The 13,022-nt window shown below is 34.2% G+C and carries 9 protein-coding genes and 4 tRNA genes; 9 read left to right on the plus strand and 4 right to left on the minus strand.

Features of this window, described 5'->3' with window-relative positions:
- Positions 1-33: 33 nt before the first annotated feature.
- The 8 genes from BK821_RS11540 to glmM all read left to right on the plus strand — a co-directional run bounded on the left by BK821_RS11540 (position 34) and on the right by glmM (position 5,170).
- Positions 34-109 (plus strand) — tRNA-Val (locus BK821_RS11540).
- Between the two features lie 18 nt (positions 110-127).
- A tRNA-Tyr gene (locus tag BK821_RS11545) sits at positions 128-211 on the plus strand.
- A gap of 4 nt (positions 212-215) precedes the next feature.
- Positions 216-290 (plus strand) — tRNA-Gln (locus BK821_RS11550).
- A gap of 3 nt (positions 291-293) precedes the next feature.
- Positions 294-366 (plus strand) — tRNA-Lys (locus BK821_RS11555).
- Between the two features lie 636 nt (positions 367-1,002).
- Positions 1,003-1,908 (plus strand): arginase, encoded by a 906-nt coding sequence (gene rocF / locus BK821_RS11560; protein WP_046837859.1) that lies wholly within the window; start codon positions 1,003-1,005, stop codon positions 1,906-1,908.
- 140 nt (positions 1,909-2,048) lie between these two features.
- The gene (gene cdaA / locus BK821_RS11565) at positions 2,049-2,855 is read left to right on the plus strand and encodes a diadenylate cyclase CdaA (protein ID WP_046837858.1); all 807 of its coding nucleotides are present in this window, start codon (positions 2,049-2,051) and stop codon (positions 2,853-2,855) included.
- 1 nt (position 2,856) lies between these two features.
- Positions 2,857-3,789, plus strand: a complete 933-nt coding sequence (locus BK821_RS11570; protein ID WP_046837857.1) for a CdaR family protein — start codon at positions 2,857-2,859, stop codon at positions 3,787-3,789.
- A gap of 28 nt (positions 3,790-3,817) precedes the next feature.
- Positions 3,818-5,170 (plus strand): phosphoglucosamine mutase, encoded by a 1,353-nt coding sequence (gene glmM / locus BK821_RS11575; protein WP_046837856.1) that lies wholly within the window; start codon positions 3,818-3,820, stop codon positions 5,168-5,170.
- Positions 5,171-5,319: 149 nt separating this feature from the next.
- Here the strand turns inward: glmM and BK821_RS11580 are convergent, their stop codons facing one another.
- The 4 genes from BK821_RS11580 to BK821_RS11595 are packed head-to-tail and all read right to left on the minus strand — an operon-like array spanning position 5,320 to position 10,518.
- Positions 5,320-6,423 carry a mannitol-1-phosphate 5-dehydrogenase gene (locus tag BK821_RS11580; RefSeq protein ID WP_046837855.1) on the minus strand — a complete coding sequence of 368 codons (1,104 nt, stop codon included), beginning with the start codon at positions 6,421-6,423 and terminating at the stop codon, positions 5,320-5,322.
- On the minus strand, positions 6,423-6,857 hold the full coding sequence (locus BK821_RS11585; protein ID WP_046837854.1) for a PTS mannitol transporter subunit IIA: 435 nt from the start codon (positions 6,855-6,857) through the stop codon (positions 6,423-6,425). Before BK821_RS11585 ends, BK821_RS11580 begins: the two co-directional genes overlap by 1 nt.
- Before the next feature lie 6 nt (positions 6,858-6,863).
- A complete protein-coding gene (locus BK821_RS11590; protein ID WP_071331699.1) occupies positions 6,864-8,927 on the minus strand; it encodes a BglG family transcription antiterminator in 2,064 nt (687 codons plus the stop codon).
- A gap of 37 nt (positions 8,928-8,964) precedes the next feature.
- A complete protein-coding gene (locus tag BK821_RS11595) occupies positions 8,965-10,518 on the minus strand; it encodes a PTS mannitol transporter subunit IIBC (protein WP_071331700.1) in 1,554 nt (517 codons plus the stop codon).
- Positions 10,519-11,180: 662 nt separating this feature from the next.
- Between BK821_RS11595 and glmS the strand changes: the two genes are divergently transcribed.
- The gene (gene glmS, locus BK821_RS11600; protein WP_046837851.1) at positions 11,181-12,986 is read left to right on the plus strand and encodes a glutamine--fructose-6-phosphate transaminase (isomerizing); all 1,806 of its coding nucleotides are present in this window, start codon (positions 11,181-11,183) and stop codon (positions 12,984-12,986) included.
- The last annotated feature ends 36 nt before the right edge of the window (positions 12,987-13,022 follow it).

Below are 13,022 nucleotides of genomic sequence, written 5' to 3' on the forward strand. Positions count from 1 at the left end.
CGGGTTCGAGTCCCGTCGGGGTCATACAATATTGGAGGATTAGCTCAGCTGGGAGAGCATCTGCCTTACAAGCAGAGGGTCGGCGGTTCGAACCCGTCATCCTCCACCATCTTTAACTTAATAGCGCGGAGGGGTAGCGAAGTGGCTAAACGCGGCGGACTGTAAATCCGCTCCTTCGGGTTCGGCAGTTCGAATCTGCCCCCCTCCACCATTTATGGGCTATAGCCAAGCGGTAAGGCAACGGACTTTGACTCCGTCACGCGCTGGTTCGAATCCAGCTAGCCCAGCCATTAGAGCCATTAGCTCAGTTGGTAGAGCATCTGACTTTTAATCAGAGGGTCAGAGGTTCGAATCCTCTATGGCTCACTCTATTGCATTCCTCTTTTGAGGGATGCTTTTTTTGTATACTTATTTATAATATAGTCAATTCAATTGATATGTAAATGGGATATTAACTGAAAATTATAAAAAATTTTTATATACATAAATATGACTAAAAACCTTTAAAATAGGCAGTATGGCTCGTTTTTATGAATTATAAATCATTATTATGTTTTAATATGTAAAATGCAAAATTTATAAGGATGTTTGGCTAATGAATTGGCTTGAATCTTCTATGTGTTTAGATTATTCTAGTNCATTATTAAAATTAATGTAGTTAAACTGAATTTTGTACGGGAAGTAGCTCAGCTTGGTAGAGCACNTCTATTGCATTCCTCTTTTGAGGGATGCTTTTTTTGTATACTTATTTATAATATAGTCAATTCAATTGATATGTAAATGGGATATTAACTGAAAATTATAAAAAATTTTTATATACATAAATATGACTAAAAACCTTTAAAATAGGCAGTATGGCTCGTTTTTATGAATTATAAATCATTATTATGTTTTAATATGTAAAATGCAAAATTTATAAGGATGTTTGGCTAATGAATTGGCTTGAATCTTCTATGTGTTTAGATTATTCTAGTATCACACGAAGACAAAGGGGTTTTAAACATGGACAAGAAAATAGAAATTATTGGCGCGCCTTCTACATATGGTCAACGAAAACTTGGTGTCAATTTAGGACCAGATGCAATAAGATATGCGGGACTTGTAGAGCGTATTAGAGCAATTGGTTTATCAGTAGAAGATACTGGTAATATTGAGGTACCAACGATTGATTTAGATAAATTTAATTCTGAACAAAATGGATTACGTAATTTAGAAGAAATTATAACAGTTTCAAATAATTTAAGTGAAGCAGTATCAAAGAGCATAGAGAAAAATCATTTTCCATTAACGTTAGGTGGAGATCATTCTATTGCCATTGGTTCTATTTCTGGAGTTAGCAAGCATTATGATAATCTAGGGGTGATTTGGTATGATGCCCATGGAGATTTGAATATACCTGAAGAGTCACCATCCGGTAATATTCATGGCATGCCATTACGTGTGTTAGCTGGTGACGGCGATGAACAGCTTGTAAACATTTCGAATTATACACCTAAAGTCAAACCAGAACATATAGTGCTCATAGGTATGAGGGATTTAGATGAAGGAGAACGCCGTTACATAAAAGAAAATAATATTAAGACCTATACAATGGCTGATGTAGACCGTTATGGTATTCAACAGATTATTGAAGAAACAATTGAATATTTAGAACATAAAACAGATGGTATTCATTTATCTTTAGATGTCGATGGTTTAGATCCAGTAGAAACACCAGGGACAGGTACGAGAGTATTAGGTGGATTAACATATAGAGAAAGTCACTTCGCTTTAGAGTTATTACATAGCTCTAATTTAATTACTTCAATGGATATCGTTGAAGTAAATCCACTAATTGACCAAAATAATCATACAGCGGAACAAGCAGTAAGTTTAGTAGGCAGCTTTTTTGGAGAAACACTTTTATAAAAATATTATAGATAAAACTGGTATGGCGTAAGCTGTATCAGTTTTATTAATTTTACTGGGAAAAGCAATACTAAATATGACAGTTAGTGTTATGATTGGTATAATATATAGCATGGGAATAGAATACCGGAGGAGATGTTATGGATTTATCCAATTTTTTTGATAACTGGAGTACAGTGAAAATTATTGCCGGTGTACTCGACTTACTCATAGTATGGTATGTACTTTATCTTCTCATCACAGTTTTTAAAGGTACAAAAGCCATTCAATTATTAAAAGGCATTGTAGTAATCGTTATTGGTCAACAAGTGAGTAAAATGTTAAATTTAACAGCCACATCCCGTTTATTTGATTTAGTGATCCAATGGGGTGTTTTAGCTTTAATCGTTATATTCCAACCAGAAATTAGACGAGCATTAGAGCAACTAGGACGAGGTAGTCTTTTTAAACGTTATTCGTCCAATTTAAATAGTGATGAAGACAAACTTATTTCATCAGTATCAAAAGCCGTACAATATATGGCTAAACGTCGTATAGGAGCATTAATCGTGTTTGAAAAAGAAACAGGATTACAGGATTACATTGAAACAGGTATTGCAATGAATTCAGAAATATCTCAAGAACTATTAACAAACGTATTTATACCTAATACCCCATTACATGATGGTGCGATGATTGTTCAGGAGAATAAAATAGCAAGTGCGGCAAGTTATTTACCACTATCAGATAGTGCAAAAATTGCTAAAAGTTTAGGTACAAGACACAGAGCAGCAGTTGGCATATCTGAAGTATCAGATGCATTTACGGTAGTTGTATCAGAAGAAACTGGTTCAATCTCAGTTACATTTGATGGCAAATTAAGAAAAGATATTTCAACCGAAGCTTTTGAAGAATTATTAGCTGAACATTGGTTTGGCACACACTTTCATCAGAAAGGTGTGAAGTAAAATGTTAGAAAGTAAATGGGGATTAAGATTAATTGCACTTGTATTAGCGCTTGTATTTTTCTTATCAGCAAATAATATGTTTGGTAATATATTTGATGCTGACCACCTTGGACAGAAATCAACTGATACCATTCAAGATGTTCCTGTTCAAGTAAAGTATAACAATGAATCTTTATATGCGAGCGATGTTCCTAATAAGGTGGATGTAGAAATATCTGGGCCACAGTCACAGGTGCTTAAAGCTGAAAATGGAGAAAATATTAAAGCAGTATTAGACCTCAGAGGACAAAAAGCAGGGAACCACACTGCTCAATTCCAAGTTAATGGTCTTAATGAAGATATTGACTATAATGTTAAACCTAAAGAAACCACAGTTAGCCTGGAAAAAAAAGTTCATAAAACATTGAAAGTAGAACCAGATGTAAGTAATAGTGATTTGAATTCTGATTTTAAAGTCGGTGATCAAACTGTTTCACCAGATTCTGTTGAAGTGACAGGTGGTCAGGATCAAATTGATAATATAGCTTATTTAAAAGCAACATATAAAAATAAAAGTAAGATTTCTAAAGATACTACAGATGTAGCAAAAATTACAGCCTTTGATAGAAACTTAAATAAAATTAATGTTTCGGTACAACCAGAAGAAGTTAATTTGAGTGTTAAGGTAGAAGATTACAGTAAAAAAGTTAAAGTGAAACCGAAAACTATAGGTACTTTATCAAATGGGCTAGAATTAGATAATGTCAGTTTAGACAATGAAGAAGTTGAAATTTATGGTAATAGAGATGATTTAGATGACATTGATTCTTTGACAGCTGAAGTTAATTTGGATGGTGTGACTGAATCAACTGAAAAACATGTAAAATTCAAATTACCTGATGGAGTATCTAAAGTAGAACCTAAAGCAACAGATGCTAAGATTACAATTAAGTAGATTTCTTATAATAAAGGAGACATAAATAATGGCAAAATATTTTGGTACAGATGGCGTAAGGGGCATAGCAAATAAAGAATTAACACCAGAACTTGCGTTTAAATTAGGGCGTTATGGTGGCTATGTTTTAGCACATAATAAAGGTGAAGATCACCCTAAAGTACTAGTAGGTAGAGATACACGAGTGTCAGGTGAAATGTTAGAGTCAGCATTAATTGCAGGGCTTATTTCAATTGGCGCAGAGGTTATGCGTTTAGGCATTATTTCTACGCCAGGTGTTGCTTATTTAACTCGTGAGATGGAAGCTGAACTAGGTGTCATGATATCTGCATCGCATAACCCAGTTGCAGATAATGGAATCAAATTTTTTGGTTCAGATGGTTTTAAATTATCAGATGACCAAGAACAAGAAATTGAAACACTATTAGATCAGGAGAATCCAGAACTACCTAGACCAGTAGGCGAAGATATTGTTCATTACTCTGATTATTTTGAAGGTGCTCAAAAATATATTAGCTATCTAAAATCAACAGTTGATGTTGACTTAGATGGAATGAAGATTGCTCTAGATGGCGCCAACGGTTCAACTTCATCTTTAGCACCATTTTTATTCGGTGATTTAGAAGCTGATACAGTTACTGTTGGATGTAATCCAAATGGTTATAATATAAATGAAAATGTTGGTTCAACACATCCTGAAACATTAGCAAAATTAGTCGTTGAATCTGAGAGTGATTTTGGCTTAGCGTTTGATGGCGATGGTGATAGACTTATTGCTGTTGATGAAAATGGCGACATTGTAGATGGTGATCAAATCATGTTTATTATCGGTCAAGCAATGTCAAAAAACCAAGAACTTAATGATAATATGATTGTTTCTACAGTTATGAGTAATTTAGGTTTTTATAAAGCTTTAGAAAATGAAGACATTCAGTCAAACAAAACTAAAGTGGGCGATCGCTACGTTGTAGAAGAAATGAGACGAGGTAATTATAATTTAGGTGGCGAACAATCAGGACATATTGTTTTAATGGATTATAATACTACTGGTGATGGCTTGTTAACAGGTGTTCAATTAGCCAGTGTAATCAAAATGACTGGTAAACGATTAAGCCAACTTGCAAGTCAAATGAAAAAATATCCTCAATCATTGGTCAACGTACGTGTTACAGATAAGTATCGTGTTGAAGAAAATATAGATGTACAAGAAGCTATGACAAAAGTAGAAGTAGAGATGAATGGAGAAGGTCGTATATTAGTTAGACCTTCAGGCACAGAACCACTTGTACGTGTTATGGTTGAAGCTGCAACTGATGAAGATGCACAACGTTTTGCACAAACGATTGCAGATGTAGTTCAAGAAAAAATGGGATTAGAATAATAAGACGTGTTTAGTGATTAACACGAATAAGCTACCGATCAAGTATCATTGTCGGTAGCTATTTTTATTTTATTAATGCATTATTATACGTCAGCAACATAATAAAACCGAGAGATACTTAGATTTAAGTATCTCTCGGTTTTTACTTGTTATAGTACATTATATTCTTTAACGATTTCAGTCGCTAATTGATCATCTATCTTAGCGTAATTTTTTAAGAATGCTTCGACACCATGAGCGTTAATATAATTATTTTTTTCAACAGTTTCTTCATCATTTGTATCATCATATTTCAATAATAATGCTGCTGCTTTTACTAAGCCATCATGTTTTAAGTTGTTTTTGTATAAATAATTTAATGGTTTAATAATACGGTCTTGTGGACCAATTTTACGAATAGAACCACGTCCTACACGCGTCACTTCATCAGAAAGGTTGGCATTTTTAAAACGATCAATAATTTTTTCGACATATTGTACCTGCTCTTGTTCTGTAAAGTTAAACTCACTTGTGATGTACTGACTTGTTTCATTTAATACATTTTGTAAACCATATCTGATATTTTCATCATTTACTGCTTCTAAAATCGTTGTTTGATTATGATAGCTTCCTGCATAGGCAAGGTAAGCATGTCCTGTATTTACGGTTAAAAGTTTTCTTTCAATGTAAGGCGTTAAATTATCAACATACTTAATGTGATTTAATTCTGGACCGAACCATGCATCTTTTTCAACCACCCATTCATAGAAAGGTTCAACCATTACATCTAAAATATTTTCATTTGTTTGTAATGGAACGATTCGATCAACAGCTGAATTGGCAAAATGAATATGATCACCGAGAGGCCCAGTTAAATCTAAAATTGCTTTTTTCAAAGTGTTAGTTGCCATAATTGCATTTTCACATGCAACTATATTTACAGGTGTTTCCTTTTCTTTTAAATAGGAAGCAAAAGATTTAGCGATAATTGGTAAAATATTAACGCCCACAGCAGTTGTAATTAAATCAGCCTCTAACACAGCTTGTCTCAAGCTATCAGAAGGCGCTGCTGAATTAATGGCATCAACATTGTGTACACGTGTTGTTGTATGTGCTTCATCAGCTAAAATAACGTCATATTCATGTACTTCATCTAATTTATTAATAATATCGGTATTAACATCTGCAAAAGTTACTTTCACATTGTTGTCAGCTAATATATAACCAATAAAACCTCGACCAATATTTCCAGCACCAAAGTGTAATGCTTTCATTATGCATCAGCCTCCTCAAAGACTTGTTTAATTTCTTCAGCAGACGAAGCATTTACGATACGCTCTACATTTTCTTCTTCGCTAAAAGTGATTGCGATTTGTGAAAGTAAATCCAAATGCTCACCATCTTTACCAGCAATACCTACAACAACTTTCACTTCTTCGCCGTCCCAGTCAACGCCTTCAGGTATTTGGATTAAAGTAAGTCCAGATTTTAATACACTTGTTTTAGCTTCATCAGTACCATGTGGGATAGCTAAGCCATTGCCCATAAATGTAGTCACTATTTCTTCACGGTCTTTCATTGCTTGAATATATGCTTCTGTCACAGCACCACTTGATACTAAAGCTTGTCCTGCTTTTTCGATTGCTTCGTTTTGTGTTCCAACTTTTTGGTTAATAAATATATTTTCATTACTGAATAATTCGCTCATTTTTCTTCACTCCATGTTTAATTGATTTTTTAAATGTATTAGATAATGCTGTTTCAACATATCTTTTAGTTGTTCAGGGTGTTTCATAAATTCATCAATTTGCTTTAAATGTTCTACCATGTCTCCAGATATATCACTGACAAGACTAGCCAAATAATCATCAGGGGGTATAAACATATTCAACAAATATTTTATCGATTGATTGTCATTTTGATTACTTTTAAGCAAGATGGGTTCATTCAAAATAGTAATTAAAATAATAGGTTTTTGAATGATTTCATGCTTTAAATGAGGTATAGCTATCGGATAAGGTTCTAGGACAAAACCTTGTTTATCTATACAATCTTTAATAAGTTCAGCGAATGACGAGTGATGATGAATGATTTCATATGATATAAGTTTGTCAGTTAAATAATTGGACAAGTCAGATATACTCGTATAATCAATATATACAGAATCTATAAGTTCTAAACCTTTTCTAATGTATTTAAGTTGATCCTCAGGAGCTTTAATATGTTGTTTGATATTTTCAATTTCTGAACCTGTCGTTGCTATTGAATCTTTACGCATATTTAAAAATGCAGCTACATGGTTAATATCTGAATCTGGCAATAAAGGGTTCACAGTTAGATAGGGAACAGTTATGTCTAAATCAACGGTTGAAATAATAGCATCGTATTGTGATGTATCAATTTCAATTAAGTCACCTACAGATGCTTGTTTAGGATGTTGTATTTCGCTGAATGTTTGTTGTAATCGTGTAGCGAGTAGACGACTTGTGCCAATACCACTACTACAAACAACTAATACTTTATAGTTGTTTGTACTTTGACTTTGAATTGCACCCCCAAAATGCAAGACGATAAAAGCAATTTCACTATCTGGGAAAACAAAGTTCGGCCAAGTCTGAATGAGACCTTGGTGGACACTTTCGAAAAGGCTAGGGTATTTATACTTAATCATTTCTGTTAATGGATTATATGTTTCAATATTAGCGTTCAAACGATTAATTGCCGGAATAATATGGAGTCTTAAACCTTCTGTTAAGGTTTCTAAATCGTTAAATTTATGAGATGAATTGTTAATAACAAATTGTGTGAACTGATTGATTTTATTTTCATCTTTTTCATCTTTCTCATCTTTCTCATCTTTCTCATCCTTAAATATATCGTCAGACTCTTTTCGTTTGGCGCCACGTAAGTGAATGGTAATGAAAGTAACTTCAGCTTGATTAAATTGAACATCATAGATGTCTTCTAAATGTATAGCTAAAGCATGTGCAACTTCATGTTCAAATGAATCTTTAACACTATTATAGATATCCTCACTAATAGAGACATACTCACCATTTAACATACGATCGATACTTAAGACGATGTGGACAGTCAAAGTGAGATAACTTGATTCAGTTAATGCGTATGGAAGCTGGCCTAAGTGATCCATAAGTATGCGCTCGACTTGGAAAATTTTGTCCATATCCACCATAGATAATTGAGAGTGATTTAAGGACTGATACACAAAATGATTTTCAATAACAGAATAAACACTTGTACTATTTAAATTATTAACCATAAGTTGACTTAATAACTCACGTTTTTTTGACTCAGTTCCTTCCAAACGAATGCCTTCACCACGTTTTTTATGAAGCTGCAATTGATATTGGTCGAGCTCATAATCTAATTCATCTAGTAATTTAGCTAATGTTTGTGTAGATACACCAATTTCCTGTGCCAAGCCATATTGTTTAATCGGTTCTTTAGCTTGAATTAAACCATATAAAATAATTACTTTTTGTTCTTCATGAGATAAGTCAATTGTATTTTGCTTGAGCAGCATATTTTTGAGTGCAGTAATAGCTTGTTCATCTCCATCAAATTGTATGCCTTTTTTTGTTACGCGTTCTAATTTGATATTAAATGAATTAATATAAGACTCGATAGATTTTAATTCCCTATGAATAGTACGAGAGGATACAGCTAAGTATTGAGCAATGTCATAAATTTTGACATATTGACCGTGATACTTAATTAACATTTCGATAATTTCTTTTTCACGTGTACTCAAAAACATAGCCGGACCCTCCCGTATCGTTCTATTTTAATGTAAATTAATTTTCTTCATTTTTTAGATTTTCTAATAGTTCGTCATATCTTGGTGAATTCAAGAAATTATCAACAGAGATATGAATTGCACTTGGAACTTGTTTGATTGCTCTATCTGTTAGTTTTTTCTGTGTGATAACAAGTTGAGCATCACTTGGTAATTGATTAATTGCTGTATTAGTCACATTTACATCTTGTATGCCTGCTTTTTTAAATTTATTGCGTAACATACTTGCACCCATAGCACTAGATCCCATACCTGCATCACATGCGAATATCACATGATTTACTTTACTATAATCATGCGCATGGACATTTTCTGTATCATAATCATTTAATATGTCTGCATCATTATTTGCATCGCTATTTGAAGTTTCATCGGTAGCTGTGCCTGTAGTCGCGCCAGCAGTTGTTGTAGCTTTACTATCTTCTTTCCCTGATAACTTAGAAGCTACACTTGATTTTTTACCCTTTGTTGCTTCCATCTTCTCAGTAGCCGCTTCTAAATCTTCTTCGGGTTCTTTTGTGAATTTTAGGATAATAGCAGCAACTATAAATGAAACGAGAGCCGCTAATAATACACCTAAAATCATGTGGAAAAACTCTCCTTTAGGGGCATTAAGAATATAAACTATGAAAGACCCTGGTGAGGCAGGGCTCTTGAATCCAAAGTCAAAAAGTGAAAATGTAGCAACACCTGTCATACCACCTATGATTACAGCAATGAATAATAGCGGGCGCATTAACACATAAGGGAAGTAAATCTCATGAATACCACCTAAGAAGTGTATGATACCAGCGCCGTATGATGTTGCCTTGGCAGTCCCTTTACCAAAAATCATATAAGCTACTAAGATACCTAAACCAGGTCCAGGATTTGATTCGATTGTATATAAAATAGATTGACCTGCTGAAGCTGCTTGATCAGCACCGAGCGGGGTAAACACACCATGGTTAATCGCATTGTTTAAGAATACGATTTTTGCTGGTTCAACAATGATACTGACTAATGGAAGTAAATGCGCATGTACCAAAGCCTCAACAGCTACGGATAAGATATGCATAATAAATTCCATTATTGGTGCTAAAACTTTAAATCCAATAATTGTCATGATAAAACCTAAAATACCAGCTGAGAAATTATTGAATAGCATTTCAAAGCCTTGAGGCGTTCTTGGTTGAATAAAGCCATCGACTTTTTTCATTAGCCACCCTACAAGTGGTCCCATGATCATTGCACCAAGTAACATTGGGGTATCTGGTAAGGCAACGATAACACCCATTGTTGCTACAGCAGCAATAATACCACCGCGCATTTCATGTATAAGGCGACCACCACTGTATGCGATAAGTAATGGAATTAAGTAAGTGATCATTGGTCCAGCTAACTCACTTAAATCTTTGTTTGGCCACCAACCACCATCAATAAATATCGCTGCAATAAATCCCCATGCGATAAAAGCGCCGATGTTTGGCATAATCATACTACTTAGGAAAGAGCCGAATGCTTGAACTTTACGTCCAATACCGTTTTTTTCTTCAGTTTGAGTTTGTGACATAATTTGCACCTCTTTTTCTCTTTTATTTGTAACTTCATTGTATGGTTGTTCATCTAATTTAACAACTTAAAGTAATTTCAATTTTGTCACAATGTTTTTGACAAGTTTATGACTATAGTGACCGAAAAGAATTAATATTTTGCATAATATATACGATAGTAAAAATTTTAAAAGATTATGAACACGAAATTAATATATTATTTGCAATAGATATATTAAACATTGTACAATGGGTTGTATTGAAGGAAGGGAGGTTAATTAACAAGCGAGTTCAATTAAAGCGCCTGTACAAGTGAAGAGGTTATATGTTTAAAATTTAAGGTTTATAACAGAAATCTTAATAGACATCATATCGAAGCTTGTAGACGAGGAGGATAGTTATCGAACCATCGGCGGATGCTATCCCGGATGTGGCTCATTCGAGAGCTTATTAAGGAAAACATTGGGGCAACCTAGTGCACAAAGTTAATAAGATAGCCAATAATTAAATAAAAATACTATTATAAGGTGAGAGGGATAGCTGCATGCTTTTTTAGACAGGACTTTCCTATTACTTAACAATAGGAAGCGGTCTGTCTAAAATAGGGCTATGCTATTTAAAAACAAGTTCGTTTACGCTGAACGTAGAAACCCAATCACCATAACATTGGAGGAAATTATAAATGTGTGGAATTGTTGGATATATCGGGCATGATAATGCTAAAGAATTATTATTAAAAGGTTTAGAGAAATTAGAGTACAGAGGCTATGATTCAGCTGGTGTAGCAGTAGTCAATGATGAAGGTACATCTGTATTTAAAGCAAAAGGTCGTATTGCTGAGCTTAGAAAAGTTGCTGATAGTGATGCAACAGATGGCAGTGTAGGCATCGGTCATACACGTTGGGCAACACATGGTGTTCCAAACTATGAAAATTCACACCCACATCAATCATCTTCAAATCGTTTTACACTTGTACATAACGGTGTAATTGAAAACTATGAAGAACTAAGAAATGAATATTTGAGTGAAATTGCATTCCAATCAGAAACTGATACAGAAGTTATTGTACAATTGGTCGAATATTTTTCAAATGAAGGACTTCCAACTGAAGAAGCATTTACAAAAGTAGTATCATTATTGGAAGGTTCATATGCGCTTGGTTTAATCGATAGTGCTGATCGAGATACAATCTTCGTGGCTAAAAATAAATCGCCTCTATTAATTGGTGTTGGTGATGATTTCAATGTTATTGCTTCAGATGCAATTGCGATGTTACAAGTAACTAATAGATATAAAGAAATCCATGATCATGAGATTGTTATCGTTAAACGTGATGAAGTTATCATTAAGGCTCAAGATGGCAGTGTTCAAGAAAGAGATGCTTATACAGCGCAAATTGATGCTTCTGATACTGAAAAAGGTGTCTATGATCACTATATGCTTAAAGAGATTCATGAGCAGCCTGCAGTAATGCGTAGAATCATTCAAGAATATCAAGATGAAGATGGTAACTTGAAGATGGATGCGGATATTATTAAGGATGTAGCAGAAGCAGATCGTATTTATATTGTTGCAGCTGGAACAAGTTATCATGCAGGTTTAGTAGGCAGAGAGTTTATTGAGAAATGGGCTGGTGTTCCTACAGAAGTACATGTAGCCTCAGAGTTTGTCTATAATATGCCGTTACTTTCAGAAAAGCCTTTATTCATTTATATTTCACAATCAGGTGAGACTGCAGACAGTCGTGCAGTATTGGTAGAAACTAATAAATTAGGTCATAAATCACTAACTATTACTAATGTGGCTGGCTCTACACTTTCTCGTGAAGCTAATCATACATTATTGTTACATGCAGGTCCTGAAATTGCTGTAGCTTCTACTAAAGCTTATACAGCACAAATTGCGGTATTATCAATACTTTCACAAATCGTTGCACAAGAGCACGGTAGAGAAGCAAATATTGATTTATTACCAGAATTAGCAAAGGTAACTACAGCAATTGAAGCTATTGTTGATGATGCAGACATTATGGAACAAATAGCTACTGATTTCTTAGCAACAACACGTAACGCATTCTTTATCGGTAGAACAATGGATTATAATGTGAGTTTAGAAGGCGCATTAAAACTCAAAGAAATCTCATACATTCAAGCAGAAGGATTTGCTGGTGGTGAATTGAAACACGGTACAATCGCGCTTATTGAAGAAGGTACACCAATCATTGCTTTAGCGACACAAAAAAATGTTAATCTTTCAATCAGAGGTAACGTGAAAGAAGTTGTGGCACGTGGTGCAAACCCTTGTATTATTTCAATGGATGGACTTAACAAAGAGGGCGACACTTATGTAATTCCACATGTACATGAGTTATTAACACCGTTAGTGTCAGTTGTCACAACACAATTAATTGCTTATTATGCTTCATTACACAGAGATTTAGATGTGGATAAACCACGTAACTTGGCAAAATCAGTTACTGTAGAATAAATCTATTTTGTAACAGGTGTTGGATATGACAGTTCA

This window comes from Staphylococcus sp. LCT-H4, from assembly GCF_001866145.1.
Taxonomy (GTDB): Bacteria; Bacillota; Bacilli; order Staphylococcales; family Staphylococcaceae; genus Staphylococcus; species Staphylococcus succinus.